This is a genomic window from Streptomyces sp. NPDC046215 (assembly GCF_040646215.1).
Classification (GTDB): Bacteria; Actinomycetota; Actinomycetes; order Streptomycetales; family Streptomycetaceae; genus Streptomyces; species Streptomyces stramineus.
The window spans coordinates 20720-39997 of record NZ_JBEYZW010000005.1 but is presented as its reverse complement, the minus strand read 5'-3'; the positions used below and the strand labels follow the sequence as shown (position 1 = coordinate 39997).

At 71.9% G+C, this 19278-nt stretch carries 17 protein-coding genes; 7 read left to right on the top strand and 10 right to left on the bottom strand.

Annotated features, from left to right (window positions below; genetic code table 11):
* Positions 1-292: 292 nt before the first annotated feature.
* Positions 293-802: a hypothetical protein gene (locus tag ABZ951_RS03400; RefSeq protein WP_344085566.1), complete on the bottom strand. Its 510-nt coding sequence runs from the start codon at positions 800-802 to the stop codon at positions 293-295.
* Positions 803-1036: 234 nt separating this feature from the next.
* Positions 1037-2194, bottom strand: a complete 1158-nt coding sequence (locus ABZ951_RS03395; RefSeq protein WP_344085564.1) for a magnesium and cobalt transport protein CorA — start codon at positions 2192-2194, stop codon at positions 1037-1039.
* A 109-nt stretch (positions 2195-2303) separates the two neighbouring features.
* Here ABZ951_RS03395 and ABZ951_RS03390 point away from each other — a divergent pair, with 109 nt between their 5' ends.
* The gene (locus ABZ951_RS03390; RefSeq protein WP_344085561.1) at positions 2304-3425 is read left to right on the top strand and encodes a winged helix DNA-binding domain-containing protein; all 1122 of its coding nucleotides are present in this window, start codon (positions 2304-2306) and stop codon (positions 3423-3425) included.
* Between the two features lie 75 nt (positions 3426-3500).
* Here the strand turns inward: ABZ951_RS03390 and lysA are convergent, their stop codons facing one another.
* The 3 genes from lysA to ABZ951_RS03375 form a co-directional block, all read right to left on the bottom strand.
* Entirely contained in the window at positions 3501-4820 is a 1320-nt protein-coding gene (lysA, locus tag ABZ951_RS03385) for a diaminopimelate decarboxylase (protein ID WP_344085730.1), read from the bottom strand.
* 83 nt (positions 4821-4903) lie between these two features.
* On the bottom strand, positions 4904-5290 hold the full coding sequence (locus ABZ951_RS03380) for an SAV_915 family protein (protein ID WP_344085558.1): 387 nt from the start codon (positions 5288-5290) through the stop codon (positions 4904-4906).
* Positions 5291-5802: 512 nt separating this feature from the next.
* Positions 5803-6648, bottom strand: a complete 846-nt coding sequence (locus ABZ951_RS03375) for a LuxR C-terminal-related transcriptional regulator (protein WP_344085555.1) — start codon at positions 6646-6648, stop codon at positions 5803-5805.
* A gap of 149 nt (positions 6649-6797) precedes the next feature.
* Here ABZ951_RS03375 and ABZ951_RS03370 point away from each other — a divergent pair, with 149 nt between their 5' ends.
* Both ABZ951_RS03370 and ABZ951_RS03365 read left to right on the top strand, forming a co-directional pair.
* Positions 6798-8498, top strand: coding sequence for an AMP-binding protein (locus ABZ951_RS03370; protein ID WP_344085552.1), 1701 nt, complete (start codon positions 6798-6800; stop codon positions 8496-8498).
* Positions 8495-10144, top strand: a complete 1650-nt coding sequence (locus tag ABZ951_RS03365) for an AMP-binding protein (protein ID WP_344085549.1) — start codon at positions 8495-8497, stop codon at positions 10142-10144. Before ABZ951_RS03370 ends, ABZ951_RS03365 begins: the two co-directional genes overlap by 4 nt.
* 127 nt (positions 10145-10271) lie before the next feature.
* Here ABZ951_RS03365 and ABZ951_RS03360 read toward each other — a convergent pair whose 3' ends face one another.
* The 4 genes from ABZ951_RS03360 to ABZ951_RS03345 form a co-directional block, all read right to left on the bottom strand.
* Complete coding sequence (locus ABZ951_RS03360) at positions 10272-10964, bottom strand: hypothetical protein (protein WP_344085727.1); 693 nt, start codon at positions 10962-10964, stop codon at positions 10272-10274.
* A 195-nt stretch (positions 10965-11159) separates the two neighbouring features.
* Entirely contained in the window at positions 11160-12872 is a 1713-nt protein-coding gene (gcl, locus tag ABZ951_RS03355) for a glyoxylate carboligase (protein WP_344085546.1), read from the bottom strand.
* A 32-nt stretch (positions 12873-12904) separates the two neighbouring features.
* Positions 12905-13831, bottom strand: a complete 927-nt coding sequence (locus ABZ951_RS03350; protein WP_344085544.1) for a 2-hydroxy-3-oxopropionate reductase — start codon at positions 13829-13831, stop codon at positions 12905-12907.
* A 69-nt stretch (positions 13832-13900) separates the two neighbouring features.
* The gene (locus ABZ951_RS03345; RefSeq protein WP_344085541.1) at positions 13901-14740 is read right to left on the bottom strand and encodes a TIM barrel protein; all 840 of its coding nucleotides are present in this window, start codon (positions 14738-14740) and stop codon (positions 13901-13903) included.
* A gap of 127 nt (positions 14741-14867) precedes the next feature.
* On the opposite strand from ABZ951_RS03345, the gene ABZ951_RS03340 reads away from it, so the two are divergent.
* The 3 genes from ABZ951_RS03340 to ABZ951_RS03330 all read left to right on the top strand — a co-directional run bounded on the left by ABZ951_RS03340 (position 14868) and on the right by ABZ951_RS03330 (position 16775).
* Positions 14868-15119 (top strand): hypothetical protein, encoded by a 252-nt coding sequence (locus tag ABZ951_RS03340; protein ID WP_344085538.1) that lies wholly within the window; start codon positions 14868-14870, stop codon positions 15117-15119.
* Positions 15116-15511 carry a helix-turn-helix domain-containing protein gene (locus ABZ951_RS03335; RefSeq protein ID WP_344085535.1) on the top strand — a complete coding sequence of 132 codons (396 nt, stop codon included), beginning with the start codon at positions 15116-15118 and terminating at the stop codon, positions 15509-15511. The genes ABZ951_RS03340 and ABZ951_RS03335 overlap by 4 nt, the downstream gene beginning before the upstream one ends.
* Before the next feature lie 91 nt (positions 15512-15602).
* The gene (locus ABZ951_RS03330; RefSeq protein WP_344085532.1) at positions 15603-16775 is read left to right on the top strand and encodes a helix-turn-helix domain-containing protein; all 1173 of its coding nucleotides are present in this window, start codon (positions 15603-15605) and stop codon (positions 16773-16775) included.
* 70 nt (positions 16776-16845) lie between these two features.
* On the opposite strand, the gene ABZ951_RS03325 is transcribed toward ABZ951_RS03330, so the two are convergent.
* Entirely contained in the window at positions 16846-18057 is a 1212-nt protein-coding gene (locus ABZ951_RS03325; protein ID WP_344085529.1) for a helix-turn-helix transcriptional regulator, read from the bottom strand.
* A gap of 586 nt (positions 18058-18643) precedes the next feature.
* Between ABZ951_RS03325 and ABZ951_RS03320 the strand changes: the two genes are divergently transcribed.
* On the top strand, positions 18644-18808 hold the full coding sequence (locus ABZ951_RS03320; protein ID WP_344085527.1) for a hypothetical protein: 165 nt from the start codon (positions 18644-18646) through the stop codon (positions 18806-18808).
* The last annotated feature ends 470 nt before the right edge of the window (positions 18809-19278 follow it).

Here is a 19278-nt window from a genome sequence, read left to right as displayed (position 1 = left end):
TGCCAGGGCTGAGGCGAACTCGGCAGGGTAGAGCTCAGAGTCACCCAGGCCGGCGCGGCGTCGTTGCGTAAGGAACGTCAGACCCTGCCGCCACATTCCTCGCTGATGGCATCGCTTCCACGAGGCCATCAGCGCTGGGATCACCGGTGCCGGACAGGTGTCTCGTCCGGCAGTGAGGCGTTGGATGCGCCAGGTGAGGATCCTGGCGGTGGAGCGGGCGTCGTCCAGGGTGCGCAGGCGTGCGGCGTGCTGGAGGAGCTGCTCGGGGCCGTGGCCGGCGGGGTCGCATGAGTCAGTCAGCGAGGCTCTTGCGGCGAACACGCAGTGAGTACTTCTTCCTTCCCCCTGGCTGACCGCTGCTGCCCCAGCCGCCGCTGGTGGCCACGTCCCACCCTTGCTGTTCCTTCATCTGGGCGGCGAAAGTGCGCCGGTCGTGAATCTCGCAGCCGCAGTCCAGCGTGACGTCGACGCTGATGTAGGGGCTTCGAGGGCTGTCGTTCGCGTAGGAGTCTGGCTCCCATCGCACGTCGTGGACGTGCTCCTTGAGGCCGGTGCGCTCCTCGTCGTGCTTGATCCCGTGCGCCTTCGCGTACTCGTCCAGGTCGTCGATTGCGAACAAGTGGCTCGACCACTCTCCGGGCCAGACCGCGAAGAGACGGGACGTGCCGGCCACGGCCCGTTCGTAGGCGGCGCGGTCGTTCCCGTGCGTCACCGTGCCGTCTTTGTGGACCTCGATGTAGCACGTTGTACGGGCGGTGTAGGGGAAGTCCTTCCCTGTTGCCGCGGCACTCCTTGGTTCCAACCGGCCCTCCTGGTGTGAGTCTCCTCTTGGCTGCCCAGTCAACACTCTGAGCAATGTCCTGCGGAGGGAAAATGGCGGAACTGGGTTGAACGAGGCGCGTGGAACGGCTGGTGGCGCGGATCATGCTTCACTCCCCGACGGTGCGCATTCTCCCCAGATTCTTCCCAGGGGGTCGGGAGTCGCCCTCGGCATCATTCGCTTGTGCGAAGTCGATCAAGGAGCTCGCCTTGGCTGCTACAGCCAGTCACGCCGCTTGAAGATGAAGTACAAACTGGTGCAGACAACCGCCATGAGGACGATCGCGAAGGGATACCCGCCCACCCAGTGCAACTCCGGCATGTTGTCGAAGTTCATGCCGTAAATCGTTCCCACCAGCGTCGGCGCGAACAGGATGGCCGCCCACGACGAGATCTTCTTGATCTCCTCGTTCTGCTCGAAGCCCGCCTCGGCCAAGGCGCGCATCTCCGCGTTCTGCTGCTGGGTGACGAGGGTCGCGTTGACCTGGAGGATGTCCGTGAGCGCCGAGCGGAAGCCGTCGACGCGTTCGCTGGTGTGCGTCACGTGGTCCGCCACGTCGCGGAGGTAGCGCTGGAGCTCGTCGTCCGTGCCGTACTTGGCGAAGCCCGCCATCAGGCCGTGCAGCATGCTCACCAGGGGGCTTGTCGCGCGCTGGAACTCCACCATTTCGCGGGCGAGTTCGTAGATGCGGCGGGAGACCGCCGGGTCGCCGCCGAAGACCTCGGTCTCGATCTCGTCGATGTCGTTCTGGACGCCGGCCACCACCGGGGCGTAGCCGTCGACGACCGCGTCGAGGATGGCGTAGAGGACCGCTTCCGGGCCCAGGGCCAGCAGTTCGGGGGTGGCCTCCATGCGGCAGCGGACCGCGGAGAGGTCGGGGGCCGCCCCGTGCCGGACGGTGATCACGAAGTCGGGGCCGACGAAGATGTGGAGCTCGCCGAAGTCGACCTCTTCCGGCGCGTCGAGGTAGCGGGCGGCGCGCAGGACGACGAAGAGGGTGTCACCGTAGCGCTCCAGCTTGGGGCGCTGATGGGCTTCGAGGGCGTCCTCGACGGCGAGCTGGTGGAGGTCGAACTCCTCGGCGAGCGAGAGCAGTTCGCTCTCGCTCGGGCGCTGCAGGCCGATCCAGGCCATGCCTTCGGGCTGCTCGCGCAGCTGCCGGTAGGTCTCCGACAGCGAGCCGGGGGTGCTGACGCGGTGGCCGTCGCGGTAGACGGCGGCCTCCACGACGCTCGCCTCACCGGCGGCCGGGTCGGCCGGCCGGGGCGCGGCGCCGGCGGCGTGCGGGCCGTCCGTGCGGGCCGCGGTGGGCCGCAGCCAGGAAGGCTTCTTCTTCGGAGCGGGCCGCGGGCGGCGCGGAGGGTTCTCGGGCACGGTGCTCCCCTCTCTCGTCGCTGGTCCGCAGACAGGATATACGGGCCAAAAGAAACCATCGGGACAGGTGTGACCTGTGGTGCGGACGTATCGCCTCTAGCGTGGAGCCATGACGACCATCGGAGCGCCCGTACTGAGCCCCCGCGCCCTCGGCCGCGCTCTGCTGGAGCGGCAGCTGCTGCTTCGGCGTGCCACCCTCCCGGCGCTCGACGCCGTGGAGCACCTCGTGGGGCTCCAGGCCCAGTCGCCCCTGGACCCCTACTACGCGCTCGCCGCCCGCCTCGACGGCTTCCGGCCCGAGGACCTGGCGCGGCTCCTCGCCTCGCGCGAGGCGGTGCGGATCGCGGTGATGCGCTCCACGATCCACCTGGTCAGCGCCCGTGACTGCCGCACCCTGCGGCCGTTGCTCCAGCCGGTGCAGGACCGCGGCTTCCGGAGCAACCACGGCAAGCGCCTGGGCGAGGTGGACCTGGACCGGCTGGCGGCCCGCGCCCGGGAGCTGGTGGCCGTGCGCCCGTACACCTTCCACGAGCTGGGGAGGGAGCTGGCCGGGGAGTGGCCCGGGGCCGTGCCGCAGGACCTGGCGATGGCGGCCCGGACGCTCCTCCCGCTGGTGCAGGTCACCCCGCGCGCCCTGTGGGGGCACAGCGGCCCGGCCGCGCACACCACCGTCGAGACCTGGCTGGGCGGCGGCCTCGACCCGGCGCCCGACCTCGGCGACATGGTGCTCCGCTACCTCGCGGCCTTCGGTCCCGCCTCGGTCAAGGACCTGCAGACCTGGTGCGGGCTGACCCGGCTCCGCGAGGTCGTCGACCGGCTGCGGCCCGGGCTGCGGACCTTCCGGGACGCCGGTGGCGCGGAACTCTTCGACGTCCCGGACGGGCCGCTGCCGGACAAGGACACGCCGGCGCCGGTACGGTTCCTGCCCGAGTTCGACAACCTCCTCCTCTCCCATGCCGACCGCTCGCGCATCATCGACCCCGCCCACCTCCGCCGCCTCTGGCGCACCAACCGGGCCTACCGGTCGTTCCTCCTCGACGGCACTGTCGGTGGCCTGTGGCGCCTGGACCGGGAGCGGGCCGGAGGCGAGGAGAGGGCCACGGTGGTCGTCGAGCCGTTCGGGCGGATCCCGGAGGCCGGCCGGGCCGCCGTCGAGGACGAGGCGGCCGGGGTCCTGGCGATGGCGGCCCCGGACGCCCGCCACGAAGTGCGCTACGGCGAGGTCGCCTGACCGGTCTGACTGGTCTGACCGGTACCGGGTACCCGGTACCGGCCCCGGCCGGCCCGCCCGGCACCGGGCCGGGGGTCATTCCCCCACGTCGCGGCTGCGCAAGTCCTCCAGCGTCTCGCGGCGCACCAGCAGCCGGGTCCGCCCGCCGGAGACCGCCACCACGGGCGGTCGGCCGACGAGGTTGTAGGAGGAGGCCATCGACAGGTGGTAGGCGCCCGACGCCGGCACGGCCAGTACGTCACCCGGCCGGACGTCGCCCGGCAGCTCCACGTCCTCGGCGAGGACGTCCCCGGCCTCGCAGTGCCGCCCCACCACCGTCATCGGGCGCGGCGTCCCGGCCGGGGCGCGGCCCACGAGCCGGACGGTGTAGCGGACCCCGTACAGAGCCGGGCGCGGGTTGTCGCTCATCCCGCCGTCCACCGCGACGAAGGTCCGCTCGCCGGTGCGCTTGACCGCGAGGACCCGGTAGAGGGCCACGCCGGAGGGGCCCGCGATCCAGCGCCCCGGCTCCACGGTGAGCCGGGGCACCGGCAGGTCGAGCCGGGCGCAGCGCAGCGCGAGTTCGCCGCCGACCCGGTCGGCGTAGGCGCGGGGGTCGAAGCCGGGGTCGCCGGCGCGGTAGGGGATGGCGAAGCCGCCGCCGAGGTCGAGCTCCGGGAAGGTGACGCCGTGCCGGTCGCGGAGCCGCGCGAGGAGCGGGACGATCCGCTGCACGGCGGTCACGTACGGCTCCAGGCCGGAGATCTGCGACCCGAGGTGACAATGCAGGCCGACGAGTTCGAGCCGCGGCTGGCCCAGGATCCGGGCCACCGCGTCCTCGGCCTCGCCGCCGGCGACCGGCAGCCCGAACTTCTGGCCCTCCACCCCGGTCCGTACGGCCGCGTGCGCGCCGGCCGCCACGCCCGGGACGACTCGCAGCAGCACCCGCTGCCGGGCGCCCGGCGGGACCAGTGCCGCGAGCCGGGCGATCTCGCCCGTGCTGTCGATGACGATGCGGCCCACCCCCAGGCGCAGCGCGGTCCGCAGGTCGTCGGGGCTCTTGGCGTTGCCGTGCAGGACGATCCGCTCGGCGGGGAAGCCCGCGAGGGCGGCGAGCCCCAGCTCACCGGCGGAGCAGACGTCCAGGGACAGGCCCTCCTCCTCGATCCAGCGGATCATCGCGCGGGTGAGGAACGCCTTGCCCGCGTAGGCGACGTCGGCGTGGGGGAGAGCGGTGCGCCAGGCGCGGGCCCGCAGGCGCACCTCGTCCTCGTCGATGACGTAGGCGGGGGTGCCGAAGCGGTCGGCGAGCTCGGCCAGGGGGACGCCGCCGACGGCCAGGCCGCCGTCGGGCAGGGGCCGGGTGGAGGCGGGCCAGACGGGCGCGGGCGCGGGCTCGTCCGGCAGCGGCGGCAGGGAGACGGGGGCGAGCGGAAGGGACACGGGGCCTCCTTCGAGGTGCGGGTGGGGCCGGGGGAAGAGAGAGGGCAAAGCGCCGGTCAGCCGGGCAGCGCGGGGAGCCGGGAACCGTCCGGGGCGCTGGGCCGTGCCGCGGGGGCCGTCAGCTGGGGGTCGACGGAGACGAGCTCGACGCCGAGGGGCGCCGCCAGGGCCCGTACGGCCGGCAGCGCGAGGCGGACCACGGGGTGGCCCGGGCCGAGAATGGCGAAAAGCCGCCGCTCGGAGGTGAAAGCGACGGCGGTGCGGGTGCCCAGGGGGGTGCGGAAGACGCGCAGGGCGTAGCCGCCGGGGCAGCGCCGCACGGGCACGTACACGGGCGCTGCCTGGCCGCTATGGACGGGTTCGGAAGGCTCTCCGTCGTCGGCGGACGGGCTGTCGACGGAGGCGATGGCCGCCGCTTCGGCGGGGGTACGGCTCAGGTGCATGACGGTCCTCGGGAGGTGTCGGGCATGACGGGTGCTGTGCTCACGCACGCTATGCCCTGCTCGCGCCCCCCGGAGCGCTCTTTTGACAGCCTGTTGACCCCGGACGCCGCTCCTTTGACGGGACGTTGACGCCGGGCGCGAACGCCGAGCGCGGCAGGGCCCGGAGGTCGGACGCTGACGCCGGGCGCGAACGTCCGGCGTGGGCGCCGAGCCCGAACGCCGGACGCGAACGCCCTCCCGGGCATCAGGGCCTAAGAGGCCCGCGGGGCCTCGGGTGTCAGGTCAGGAACCTGCCTGCCGGGCCTCGGGTGTCAGGTCGGGGACCTGCCCGCGGGGCCTCGGGTGTCAGGTCAGGAACTCGCCCGCCGGGCCCCGGGTGTCAGGCCAGCAGCCCCCGCCGGTCCGCAGGCGCCAGGCCAGAAAGCCCGCCCGCCGGGCCCCGGATGCCAAATCAGGAACCCCCGGCCACGCCGCAGGCGCCAAGCCAGAGCCCCCCCGCCACGCCGCAGGCGTCACGGCAGAAAACCCGCCCGCCGGGCCGCGACCACGGCCTCCAACCGGGTGTGCACCCCCAGCTTCCGCATGCTGGAGCGCAGATAGCTCTTGACCGTCTCGGGGCGCAGCCCCAGCCGGTCCGCGGCCGTCGCGTTCGTCGCCCCGGAGGCCACGCAGGCCAGGACGTCTACCTCGCGCGGCGACAGGTCCGCGCGCGGGCCGCCGGGCCCCGCGGCCCGCGGGTCGCCCGTCGACGCCTTGGCCAGGCGCCCGCACGCGGCGAGGAGCTCCTGGCGCAGCAGCGGGTCCGTGACGCGGTGGGCCAGCGCGTGCAGATCGCCGTGCGCCTCGCGGACCTCCTCCCACATCGCCGGGTCGGCGGTGGTGGGCTGGCGGGCCACCGACAGCAGCCGGTGGACCTCGTCCTGCACGGCCAGCGCCTGTTCCAGTTCGCGCGTCGCGTCGAGGGCGGCGGTCAGCGCCCGGTCACCGAGCGCCAGGGGACGCCGCAGGGCCCCGTACAGCACGCCGCGCACCCGGCCCCGGACCACCACCGGCACCGCCAGCACCGAGCGCAGGTCCTCGGCGGCGACCGCGGCGTCGTACTCGTGGCTGATGACGTGCGAGGAGCGGTAGTCCATCACGGACTGCGGCCGGGCCAGGGCGGCCGCCTTGCCGCCCAGCCCGCTGCCCGTGCGGATGGCCAGGCCGCGCAGCGCGGGCGTCATCGTCCCGGCCATGTCGGATATCCGGAACTGCCGCGCCCCCGACAGCAGCCCGCCGAAGGCGACCGGCAGCCCGGCACCCCGGCGCATCCGCAGCAGAGCGGCCCGTACCTCGGCGGCCCCCTCCGGTTCTCCCATCACTGCCTCCCCGTCCTGGATGCGGAGTCGGAATCTCCGTATCCCTGGAAATGCGACCACCCCCGTCCGGGGGTGGTGAGACTCAGATCACCGTCGCACGATGCTAACCAGCGGGCAGGCGACGCGCCCTGCGATCTGGAGGACATGTGATGGCTTGGAACCTGGCGGACGCGGCCGGTCCGGCGGCGGAGTTCCGCGCGGCCCGGGACTTTCTGCTGGCCCACCGCGAGGACTATCCGGCCGCCCGCGAAGGCTTCGCCTGGCCCCGGCCACGGGAGTTCAACTGGGCCCTGGACTGGTTCGACCGGATCGCCGAGGGCAACGACCGCACCGCCCTGTGGATCGTCGAGGAGGACGGCACCGAGGCCCGCCACTCCTTCGACGCCCTGCGCCGCCGCTCCGGCCAGGTCGCCAACTGGCTCCGCGCGCAAGGCGTCCGGGCCGGTGACCGCATCGTCGTCATGCTCGGCAACCAGACCGAGCTGTGGGAGACCGCCCTCGCCGCGATGAAGCTGCGCGCCGTCGTCATCCCTGCCACCCCGCTGCTCGGCCCCGCCGATCTCGCCGACCGCATCGCGCGCGGGAGGGCGGCCCACGTCCTCGCCCGCTCCGAGGATGCCGCCAAGTTCGCGGACGTGCCCGGCGACTACACCCGCATCGCGGTGGGCGGCGCGCCCGGCGCGCCCTGGCTGGCCTACGAGGACTCCGCAGCGGCCCCCGAGGACTTCACCTCCGACGGACCCACCCTCGCCGATGACACCCTGCTGCTCTACTTCACCTCCGGCACCACCGCCCGGCCCAAGCTCGTCGAACACACCCACATCTCGTATCCCATCGGGCACTTGAGCACCATGTACTGGATCGGGCTGCGCCCCGGCGACGTCCACCTCAACATCTCCTCGCCCGGCTGGGCCAAGCACGCCTGGTCCAACCTCTTCGCGCCCTGGAACGCCGAGGCGACCGTCTTCGTGCACAACTACACGCGCTTCGACGCGGCCCGGCTGATGGCGGAGATGGACCGCTGCCGCGTCACCAGCTTCTGCGCCCCGCCCACCGTGTGGCGCATGCTCATCCAGGCCGACCTGACGGCGCTGCGCACCCCGCCCCGGGAGGTCGTCGCCGCCGGCGAGCCGCTCAATCCCGAGGTCATCGAGACCGTCCGGCGGGACTGGGGCGTCACCATCCGGGACGGCTTCGGCCAGACCGAGACCTCCGTGCAGATCGCCAACCCGCCCGGCCAGCCGCTCAAGACCGGCTCCATGGGCCGCCCGAGCCCCGGCTTCACCGTCGTCCTCCTCGACCCCGTCACGGGCGAGCCGGCCGACGAGGGCGAGATCGCCCTCGACCTGCGGGACCCCGCCCGGCGGCCCGTCGGCCTGATGACCGGTTACGCGGGCGACCCGGAGCGCACCGCGGAGGCCATGGCGGACGGCTTCTACCGCACCGGGGACATCGGCTCCCGCGACGCCGACGGCTACCTCACCTACATCGGCCGCTCCGACGACGTCTTCAAGGCCAGCGACTACAAGATCTCCCCCTTCGAGCTGGAGAGCGCCCTCCTCGAACACGAGGCCGTCGTCGAGGCCGCCGTCGTCCCCGCCCCCGACCCGCTGCGGCTCGCCGTCCCCAAGGCGTACGTCGTGCTCGCCGCCGGCTGGGAGCCCGGCCCCGCCACCGCGGCCGCGCTGTTCGCCCACTCGCGCGCCACCCTGTCCTCCTACAAGCGCATCCGGCGGCTGGAGTTCGCCGACCTGCCCAAGACCGTGTCCGGCAAGATCCGCCGCATCGAGCTGCGCGAGCGCACGGCGCAGGGCGGCGGGACCGAGTACCGAGAGGAAGACCACCGGTGAGCACACCCTCGTACACGGCCGGGAGCACCTCCGCCCCGCTGATCGACGACACCATCGGCGCCGACCTGGCGTTCACCATCGAACGGTTCGGCGACCGCGAGGCGCTGGTCGACGTCCCCACCGGCCGCCGCTGGACCTACGCGGAGTTCGGGCGCGCCGTCGAGGAGGTCGCGCTGGGCCTGCTCGCCAAGGGCGTGGCGAAGGGCGACCGGGTCGGCATCTGGGCCGTCAACTGCCCCGAGTGGATCATGGTCCAGTATGCCTCCGCCCGCATCGGCGCGATCATGGTCAACATCAACCCCGCCTACCGCGTCCACGAGCTGGGCTACGTCCTGCGGCAGGCCGGCATCGGCGTGCTCGTCGCCTCCGTCGCCCACAAGACCAGCGACTACCGCCGCATGGTCGAGCAGGTCCGGGCGGACTGCCCGGCCCTGCGGGACGTCGTCTACATCGACGACCCCACCTGGGCCGGCCTGGTGCGGGCCGGCGAGGGCGTGGCGCGCGAGCGGCTGGCCGAGCGCGAGGCGCAGCTCAGCTGCTACGACCCGGTCAACATCCAGTACACCTCCGGCACCACCGGCTTCGCCAAGGGCGCCACCCTCTCCCACCACAACATCCTCAACAACGGCTACTTCGTGGGGGAACTGCTCGGCTACACCGAGGCCGACCGCGTCGCCCTGCCCGTGCCCTTCTACCACTGCTTCGGCATGGTCATGGGCAACCTGGCGATCACCGCCCACGGGGCCTGCGCCGTCATCCCGGCCCCCTCCTTCGACCCGGTCGCCACCCTGCACGCCGTCGAGCGCGAACGCTGTACCTCGCTCTACGGCGTCCCCACCATGTTCATCGCCGAACTCAACCTCCCCGACTTCGCCACCTACGACCTCTCCTCGCTGCGCACCGGCATCATGGCCGGCTCGCCCTGCCCGGAGGAGGTGATGAAGCGGGTGGTCAGCGAGATGCACATGTCCGAGGTCGCCATCTGTTACGGGATGACCGAGACCTCCCCGGTGTCCACCCAGACCCGGCGCGACGACGACCTCGGCCGCCGCACCGGGACGGTGGGCCGGGTGCTGCCGCACATCGAGGTCAAGGTCGTCGACCCGGAGACCGGGGGAGTGGTCGGCCGCGGTGAGCCGGGCGAGCTGTGCACCCGCGGCTACTCGGTGATGCTCGGCTACTGGGACGACCCCGAGCGCACCGCCGAGGTCCTCGACGCCGACCGCTGGATGCACACCGGTGACCTCGCGGTGATGGACGAGGACGGCTACGTCCGCGTCGTCGGCCGCATCAAGGACATGATCATCAGGGGTGGGGAGAACGTCTACCCCCGGGAGGTGGAGGAATTCCTCTACACCCACCCCAAGATCGCCGATGTGCAGGTCATCGGAGTGCCCGACGAGAAGTACGGGGAGGAGGTCATGGCCTGCGTCATCCTCCGCGACCCGGCGGCGACCCTGGGCCGCGAGGAGCTCGCCCGCTTCTGCAGGGGGCGCCTCGCGCACTACAAGATCCCGCGCCACTTGCGGATCCTGGAGTCGTTCCCCATGACGGTCAGCGGCAAGGTCCGCAAGGTGGAGCTCCGCGAGGAAGCCACGAGGGCCCTCGACCCGGCCGGGGCGGCCGCGACGGCCATGAGCTCGTGAGACGGGAGGGCCCGCGATCCCCCGTACGTCTCGCGGGCCCGGTACCGAGTCTCGCCCTCCGGGGCCCAACGCGCCATGTCGGCAGGCGAGTTCAGAGGAAGACTTGAGCTTGCCGGTGTGCGGCGGCTCAGGCGGGGCCCCGCTCGACCAGCTCGTCGGCCGGGCCGTTCAGCGGCTGCGGGGTGCCCGTCAGGTCCATCACGAACAGGGGCAGGTGGAGCTGGTCGGCGCGGGAGCGGGCCTCGCCCCCGTAACCCGCCAGGGAGAAGAACGCGCCGGTCGCGGAGTCGGCCATGCCGTGCAGCCACAGGCACTCGACCGCCCGCAGGGACGTGGGCAGGGTGGTCGGATCGACGCGGGCGACCAGGCCCACGGCCCGCAGGTCCACCCCCGTCCCGTCGGGGTCGCCGGGGCGGGTGACGCCGTCGAAGCCCAGCCACGTCAAATAGCGTTCGGCCGCCACGGTCGCGTCGTCCGCGGTCCGGATGGCGACCGGGCGGAACGCCGGCCGCAGCGGCACCGGCGCCCGGCCGGCCGCGGCCGGGGCGGAGGGCCCGCGCACCGGCTGGACGGGCAGCCGCACCACGGTGCCGCACGCGCACCCGAACTCCGGGCGCGGCCACTGGTCCTGCCGGTCGCAGGCCGGGCAGCGCACCGCCACCCAGGAGTCCCGCCAGGTGCGGTGGGCCAGTAACTCAGGGGTGGCGTCGGGCAGTACGGGCAGCGTGAGCGGCGCCCCGCACGCGCAGGGGAAGGTGGGCGGGGTGAAGGAGTGCTCCCGACGACACGTCGGGCAGTGAACCGGCACGCTCTTGGCCATCATCGGCTCCAGCAAACGGGGTCCGTAGGGGTTGAGGTACGGGCCCCATCGTCCACGATGCGGGCGCGCCGGGGGAGCGAATCCGGAAGGCGGGGCCGCGCCCCCGCGCCTGCCGGAGGGTTCCGGGCGGCGGCTGTGCCCGGCGCGACAGGACAGGTGTCGGCACGGCCGCCGCCCGGGGTCGGCGGGGCCCGGTCAGGCCCCCGGCACGGGTTCGAACTCCCGCACGGAGTCGATGTCGGGGCCGTGCGGCGTGTTGGCCTCGCGTTCGATGAGGATCTCCACCAGAACCGGGCGGGAGGTCGCGACGGCCTCCTTGCGGGCCCACTCGATGGCGGGGCGGATGTCGGCCGGGTCCACGACACGGCGGCCGGCACAGCCGTAGGCGGCCATGAGGGCCACATTGTCGGTGCCGGTCTCGTCGTAGTGGATGTCCACCTGGTAGTTCATGGCGTAGCCGGCCGACGCCTGACGGATGAGGCCCAGGTACTCGTTGTTCAGCATGATCAGTACGTAGGGAACGTCGTACTGCGCCGCGACCGCCAGCTCCTCGACCATGTACTGGAAGCCGTAGTCGCCCACGATGCCGACGACCTCCGTCTCGCCCCGGCCCATGCCCTGGAGCGCCTTCTTGACGCCGATCGCGGCCGGCACCTCCCAGCCCAGCGGGCCCGCCTGGCCGCAGACCTGGTAGCGGCGGGGGAGGTGGGCCTTCTGGTGCTGCCCGCCCCAGATCTGGTAGAGGCCGATGGCGGTGACGAAGTAGGTGTCCTCGCCGAAGATCTCGTTGATCTCCTTGTAGACGCGCGGCGCCTTGACGGGGACGGTGTCGAAGTCCTCGCGCCGGGTGAGGGTGCGCTTGAGCGTGGCGCACCGCTCGACCCACGGTCCGACCCGGGCCCGCACCTCGCGCCGCCGCGCCGCCGCCAGCAGGGCGGCCAGGAACAGCTTCGCGTCGGAGACGACGCCCAGGTCCGGCTCGATCACCCGGCCCAGCTGGGTGGGTTCGATGTCCACGTGGACGAACGTCCGCGCGCCCCGGTAGACGGAGAGGTCCGCGCCCGTGTGCCGGTCGCCGAAGCGGGCGCCGACCGCGAGCACGAAGTCCGACTCCAGGAACGAGGCGTTGGCGTACCGCTGCGACGTCTGGATGCCCGTGGTGCCCATGTTCAGCTCGTGTCCGTCCTCGATCGCCCCCTTGCCCATCAGCGTGACCTGGAACGGCACCCGCAGGTACTCCACCAGAGCACGCAGCTCCGCCGACGCCTCCGCCAGGATCACCCCGCCACCGGCGAGGACCAGGGGCCGCTCCGCGGCCAGCAGCAGGTCCAGGGCGGCCTCGACGCGGGGCGGGTGCGGGGCCACGGCGGTCACCGGCAGCCGGGAGTCCAGGGCGGCGTCGTAGCGGATCTCGCGCCGGGCGATGTCGACGGGGATGTCGATCAGCACCGGGCCCGGCCGGCCCTCCCGCGCGGTGCGGAACGCCTCCCGGAACGCCCAGGGGATCTGCGCCGCCTCCTTGATCTGCACCGCCCACTTGGTGACCGGGCGGACGATCTCCACGATGTCGACGGCCTGGAACGCCTCCTGGTGCAGCTTGGTGGAGACGGCCTGTCCGGTGACGCAGACCATCGGGACGGAGTCGGCGAGCGCGGTGTAGAGGCCGGTGACGAGGTTGGTGCCGCCGGGCCCGGAGGTGGCGATGGCCACGCCGACCCGGCCGTTGGTGCGGGCCCACCCGTCCGCCATGTGGGTGGCGCCCTCCTCGTGGCGGACGGTCAGGTGCTCGATGCCGCCCACCACCTCCATCGCCTTGTACAGCGGCAGGATCGCGGCACCGGGGCAGCCGAAGGCGATGTCGACGCCCTCGTCCTTCATGATGTGCACAGCCGCTTCCATGGCGGGCATCCGCGGCCCCCCTGAGGTGCCCCTCCCGGCGCTCACGAGGCCACTCCCGACAGCCGTTCGACGCCCCGGAGCAGCGCGGAGTGGTCCAGCGCGCCGTCCCCCTGCTCGCGCGCCGCCGCCACGAGCCCGGCGACCAGATCACCGGCCGGCAGGGCGGCGCCGACGGCGCGGGCCGCGCCGGTGACGATGCCCATGTCCTTGTGGTGCAGGTCGATCCGGAACCCCGGGGTGTAGTCGCGGGCCAGGAAGTTGTGCCGCTTGCGGCTGAGCACGGCCGACCCGGCGAGGCCGCCGGCCAGCACCTCCAGGGCGGCGGTGAGGTCCACGCCGGACTTCTCCAGGAAGACGACCGCTTCCGCGCACGCCTGGATGTTGACGGCGACGATCAGCTGGTTGGCGGCCTTCACAGTCTGGCCGGCGCCGTGCGGGCCGCACCGGACGACGGTGGTGCCGAGGGCGTGGAGCAGCGGCTTCGCCGCGTCGAAGTCCGCGCGCTCGCCCCCGACCATGATGGACAGGACGCCTTCGACGGCACCGGCCTCCCCGCCGGAGACGGGCGCGTCGAGGACGCGCAGCCCCTTGCCGGTGGCGGCCGCGGCCTCGGCGAGGGCGACGGAGGTCCGCGGGGAGACCGTGGACATGTCGAGGATCAGGGCGCCGGGCCGGGCGTGCGCCAGGACGCCGCCCTCGCCGTCGTTGCCGTCCTTGCCGCTCTTGCCGTAGGCGACGGCCTCGACGTGCGGGTCGGCGGGGAGCATCGTGACGACGACGTCGGCGCCGCGGACCGCCTGCGCGACGGAGGCGGCCGGCGTGCCGCCGGCTGCCGCGAGCCGGTCGAGCTTGTCCGGTTCCAGGGTGTACCCGGTGACGTCGTAGCCCGCCTTGATGAGGTTCTCGGCCATGGGGGAGCCCATGATGCCGAGCCCTATCCAGGCGACGGTGGGGGAGGGGGTGGGCATGGGTGGTGTCCTTTCCGGAGTGTCGAACGGTTGTCCTTGCGGGACGGGCGCGACTTGGCGCGCCAGGTGTCAGCCCGTCGGGCGGAGCCCGTCCCGCCACCCGAAGCTGTCCGCGCTCGCTCCCGACGGCCGGTACTCCAGGCCCACCCAGCCCTCGTAGCCCGCCTTCCCCAGGCGTCCGAGCAGGTCCCCGAAGTCGAGCGTTCCCGAACCGGGCGCCCCGCGGCCGGGGTTGTCGGCGATCTGGACGTGGCCGGTCAGCGCGGCGTGCGTGTCGATGACGGCGTGCAGGTCCTCGCCGCCCTTCGCCAGGTGGTACAGGTCCATCAGGAAGCGGGCGTTGCCGAGCCCGCTGGCGGCGTTGACCTTCTCCACGAGGGCGACGGCCGCCGCCGAGGTGGTGACCGGGTACGCCGGGGACTCGGCCGCGTTGAGCGCCTCGATCAGCAGCACGGCACCGGCCCGGTCCGCGGCCCGGGCCGCGTGGACGAGGTTGTGCAGGGCCAGGGCGTCCTGCTCCTCGGCGTCCACCCCCTGGACGCGGTTGCCGTAGAGGGCGTTGAGGGCCGTGCAGCCCACGGACGCGGCGAAGTCGGCGACGAGGTCGGCGTTGGCGCGGAAGCGGTCCGACTCCGGGCCGGGCAGCGAGAGGGCACCCCGGTCCGGGCCCGGCAGCTGCCCGGCGTAGAAGTTCAGTCCGACGAGCTGCGTCCCGGCGTCACTCAACGCCTGCCGTAGTGCGTCGAGTTGGGCCGCCGGTGGCGTGGGCTCGTCGGGCCAGGGCCACCACAGCTCCACCGCCGTGAACCCCGCCGCGGCGGCGGCCGCGGGGCGCTCCAGCAGGGGCAGCTCGGTGAAGAGGATCGAGAGGTTCACGTCGAAGCGCGGCGGGGGCTGGGGAAGTCCCATCAGATGCGGCCCTCCTGATTTCCGTAATGCGGAAGTTCAATTCTGTCTGACGAAAGATTGCCCGGGGCGGGAGAAGGCTGTCAAGACGTGCTGTCCGACCGGCGGGTACGCGCAGTAGGTTGACCGCGTGCGATTGAGAGTGGAGTTCACGACCGAACCCTTCGACCTCGAAGAGGCGCCGCCCCACGCCGTGGCGGCCCGCGAGGCCGTGCAGGGCGCCGCGCTGGACGCCGTCGACGTCGGCCCGTTCGGCACCAGTGCCGAAGGCGGCGCCGGCGCCGTACTGGAGGCCGTTGGAGAGCTGCTGCGCGACTCCCTCCGGGCCGGCGCCACCCGGATCTCCCTCCAGGTCAACGTGGTCCGGGACGGCGACTCGTGACCGACGCCGCCGAGCACCCCTTCCGCGCGGCGGTCAAGCCGCTCGTCGACGCCATGGGCGGCGAGATGGTCGAGCCCGGCGAGGCCCGGAGCGAGGATGTGATGCTCTCCTGGGAGGGCCGCGAGGTCGTGGCAGTGCGGCTGCCGCACCTCTCCGATTCCCTCGACCACCTCCTGGCCGGTCTTGAACGCCGGTACGGCACGCCGCTGGCGGAGCTGGACCGCAAGACCAAGCAGTCGGTGGTGCGGACTTTGGAGGAGCGCGGCGCCTTCTCGATGCGCCACGGAGTGGAAACGGTGGCGGCGGCGCTGGGCGTCAGCCGCTTCACGGTCTACAACTACATCAACTATCAGGAGGAGCAGCGGGCGAAGCGGCGCGGGGAGCGGGGGTGAGGGATGGGCCCGCACCCGCGGATGGCAAAGCTCTTGCCGCCCTGAAGTTCGGAGAAGGGTGGCGGGGCCAAGCCCGTCGTACTCTCGTGGTATGAGCAACGCTGGCGAGAACGTGAAGACGATTCGTAAGCGTCGAGGCTTGACGCAGCGGGAGTTGGCGGCCGCATCGGGTGTGTCGCTCTCAACCATTCGGAAGCTCGAACAAGGAGACCGGGGCGGGGCACGGCTGGAGACGCTGCGGATGCTCGCTGCCGCGCTCCGGGTGCCCACCGTGCGCCTGTCAGCCGGCCCGCATCAGGAGGACGCGAGCGCTGCCACCGTGGACCGGTGGGCAGACGTTCGGCGTGCCATCGAGGAGCCGCCGCAGTCATCGGCATGGGTCGACGATGAGCCGCCGACCGTCACAGGAGTGCGTGACACACTCCGAACGCTCTCACCGCTGTTTGCGGCGGACCAGTTCGATGCCCTTTCTGAGGTGCTTCCGCAGTTGTTGCGAGAGGCCGATGCCCTGGGGGCGGAAGGCAGGGCCGTTCGTGTGCGACTCTTGCAGCTCGCGGGGTGGCTCATGGTTCAGACGCGCCAGTTCAGTGCCGCCGAGACAGCCCTCGAACGTGCTCTCGATGACGCCGCGGACCGGATGGACGGAGCCGCCACCGTCAACACGCTGTGCTGGCTTCTCCTGCGGCAGGGTGAGCTGGGCAAGGCTTACGAGCTCGCCGTGAAATGGGCGGATGAGACGGAGCCCAAGGTGTCGCGCGCGACTCCGGCCGAACTGAGTACGTGGGGCTGGCTGCTCCTCCGGGTATCGGGGGCCGCCGTCCGTAACAGCCAGAAGGGTGAGGCTGCTGACGCTCTGCGGTTCGCCCATTCAGCCGCCGTCGCCCTTGGCAGGGAGTACGCGCCTGGGAATGACTTCTTGCGGACCTTCGGGCCGACGACGGTGGCCTTGAAAAGGGCGGAAAACGCGAGCGTTGCCAATAGGCCAGACGTCGTCCTTCGGCTGGCCGAATCGATCCCGTCCGCGGGTCTCAAGCCGACGTCCAATAACCGCAACCGTCACTACCTGGACGTCGCCGACGCCCACGCCAAAACAGGGGCATTCGCGGATGCTTTCGCCAAACTGCAACAGATCCAGGCTGACAGCCCGGAGTGGCTGCCTAATCAACGGTACGCACGAGTCATCCTCGAACGGGTGGTCAAGGGGCGCCGCACGCTGACGGCTGACATGCGCGCCATGGCTGACGTGGTGGGGCTGCCGCTGTAGGTCGGTGGCTACGGGGCCTCCCCCCCGGGTGCGCGCAGGCTGGACCGCTCATGCGCGGGAACCGATGGGGCTATAGCTCGGGTGTCAACCCGGAACGCTTAGCCATGGCCATCAGCTCGGGCCTGCTGCGCTGATGCATGATGACCAGCACGCGCAGAACCTCACGGCTCATGGGGTGTATGGCCGCCATCTGCGGAGCGACACGGAACGTGGCCTTCAGCGCGTCCTCCGCGCCTTCCAGATCGCCGAGTGTCAGGCGGGCCCGCGCGGTGTCAATGCATAGGCGCCCCACCCTGGAAGCGCGCAGGCCCTTGGGCGGTGTCTTGATGAGCGGCTGAGCCATCGTGGACGCCTCAGCAGGATTGCCGAGTTCGATGTTGGCGCCCACTTCGTACAACGCGAGGTTGCCGGGGCCGAAGGTGAGGTTGTGGGCGATGACGTCGCCTTGTCCACTCGGCAGGCGCTTGGCCAGTTCCCGGGCCCGGAGCGTGTGCGCCATGGCCGTGTTCTTGTCCCTGTCCCGGGACGCCAGGACGATCCCGCGTAGGTGGAGTGATCCGAGAGTCAGGACGGAATCGAGCCCGTCCGGACGCGGGCCCTGTTCGTACTTGACGATGGCGCGGTCCACGATCGCCAGGCCATCGGCGTATTCACCGGCGCTCTGGTAGGTGCCGGCCTCGGTCCACGCGGCGATGGCCTCCGCTTCAGGGTTCCAGGTCTGCTTCGCCGCCCATGTCTGCCGCGAGGCGATCATGTCTGCGAGATCAGGCTGCATCAGCCGGTGCGCGATGGTGTAGGCGCAGCCGTAGGCGTCGGCCGTGCGGGACCACGCGCCGGCCTCCCCGGGGTTGGAGAGGGCGGCTGCGGTGACCTGTCCGAGGAGGGTGGGCAGCATGCGCAACAGTTCGAGGTACTGGCTCCCCGCACGGAGAGCGGTGATCTTCCGCAGGTCTTCTTCGAGCCGGGCGGGGTCAGGAACGTCTTCCTTCGGCAAGGTGTAGCGGCGGAGCGCTCCGCGGAGGTCATCCAGAAGGTCGCTCTGCTCGGACGGTCCCAGGAAGGGCTGGCCGTTGATCCGGGCGGTGGTCACGTGAAGGGCCTTCGCGATCGAGGCCACCGTGGCGGGTGTCGCGGCGCGGGATCCCTGTTCGATCTTCCGGAGCAATGAGATCGAGATGCTGGCGTCCCTGGCGAGCTTCGTCTGGCTGATCCCCCTGGCCTTGCGGAGTACCTGGATGTTCTCGCCAGCGGCCGGGATGCGTTCCATTGGTGCGCTGTCCATACCATCACTCTCCCACTCGCCTTTGGCCTGCCCCCGAATGACGATCACCCAACCCCCGGCTGTGCCACTTTTGTGTCAACTGATCTTGCAGCCAAGGAGTTTCCTTCATGTACGCATCCAGCGTCGGCAGGAAGGGCGACCGTGCACGACAGATCAGGCAAGGCGGGGAGCGCGGGCGGACGGGACAGGCCCCGCATCATGAGTCGCGAGGCGGAAAACTTGTCGGCCGTCGCAGGGGGCCTGAGGCGGTGGGTGGCATGACACGCGCCGCGCTGCTGCCCTCGTCGTGGGGCGCCGACGGAATGGCCGACGCGGCAGACCTCCCGCCCGGGACCATGAAGTACCCCGCATGTATCTGCCCGCAACACCGGGCCGGGAAGGGCAAGCCCGATACTTCTGTGCGGCTTACCTCCCAGAAGGCCAGTACTCCTCAGCGGGGCGGTGACCTCCGGTGAGACGACTATGGCGCCGCATCCGCCACACACCCGCGGATTGCCACCGGTGGTGGTGTCTGCGCGGACAGTTCTCCCGGCCCGTCCGGGCCGTCTGGCCCAGTCGGCGCCGGATTCACGCAGAGGTGCGGGCGGTGACATCCGTACCCGGCTACCACGAAGCGGCGTTGAAACGCATCGAGAGGGCCGTCAGGCGGCGGCGAGCCCAGGAGTTCATCCTGACTCCCGAAGGCGGAGAGCATCTACTGCGCGAGATCTTCGGCGGCGAGGCGGAACAGATCATCAGGGGGTGCGAATGATCCGTCGCCGATTCCGATACGTGCCATTCACGATCGCTCAAGATGCGTCGGCATGGCCGGAGTACAGCGCCGTGTGCGTGTCGGGCGAGGAGTCCGAGTGCGGCGCGGCCTCCGGCCAACTGCACACTCCGGCCGGCGTCGAGGACTGGATGAGACGGCACATGCAGGCCACGGGGCATGTGCGGTACGGCCGGGACTTCAGGGACTACGCCCAGCTCGCCCCATCGGACGACGCCGACGTGACGCGGGTGGCCCGCGGCGAGGTGGTGGCCTCTGTTCCGGCGCCGGGAAACCCGGGCTCGCTCTGTCTCCCGTCGTCCCCGCCGGGTGGAGAAGGCACCCCATGACCAAGGACGACAGGCTCCGCATGGGCATGGCGGTCTACGACCCGGAACGCGAGATGCCGGCCGTGGTCAACTCGCTCGACGGACACAAGGTCTGGCTCTCGCCCCGGCGGCCGTCCATGGGAG

What these genes read in the sequence shown, in the direction of transcription:
- ABZ951_RS03370 (WP_344085552.1), top strand. Translation starts at nt 6,798, where the DNA reads ATGGCTTGGAACCTGGCGGACGCGGCCGGTCCGGCGGCGGAGTTCCGC.
- ABZ951_RS03350 (WP_344085544.1), bottom strand. Translation starts at nt 13,831, where the DNA reads ATGCCCACCCCCTCCCCCACCGTCGCCTGGATAGGGCTCGGCATCATG.
- ABZ951_RS03390 (WP_344085561.1), top strand. Translation starts at nt 2,304, where the DNA reads ATGACGACCATCGGAGCGCCCGTACTGAGCCCCCGCGCCCTCGGCCGC.
- gcl (WP_344085546.1), bottom strand. Translation starts at nt 12,872, where the DNA reads ATGCCCGCCATGGAAGCGGCTGTGCACATCATGAAGGACGAGGGCGTC.
- ABZ951_RS03380 (WP_344085558.1), bottom strand. Translation starts at nt 5,290, where the DNA reads ATGCACCTGAGCCGTACCCCCGCCGAAGCGGCGGCCATCGCCTCCGTC.
- ABZ951_RS03360 (WP_344085727.1), bottom strand. Translation starts at nt 10,964, where the DNA reads ATGGCCAAGAGCGTGCCGGTTCACTGCCCGACGTGTCGTCGGGAGCAC.
- ABZ951_RS03325 (WP_344085529.1), bottom strand. Translation starts at nt 18,057, where the DNA reads ATGGACAGCGCACCAATGGAACGCATCCCGGCCGCTGGCGAGAACATC.
- ABZ951_RS03345 (WP_344085541.1), bottom strand. Translation starts at nt 14,740, where the DNA reads ATGGGACTTCCCCAGCCCCCGCCGCGCTTCGACGTGAACCTCTCGATC.
- ABZ951_RS03375 (WP_344085555.1), bottom strand. Translation starts at nt 6,648, where the DNA reads ATGGGAGAACCGGAGGGGGCCGCCGAGGTACGGGCCGCTCTGCTGCGG.
- ABZ951_RS03330 (WP_344085532.1), top strand. Translation starts at nt 15,603, where the DNA reads ATGAGCAACGCTGGCGAGAACGTGAAGACGATTCGTAAGCGTCGAGGC.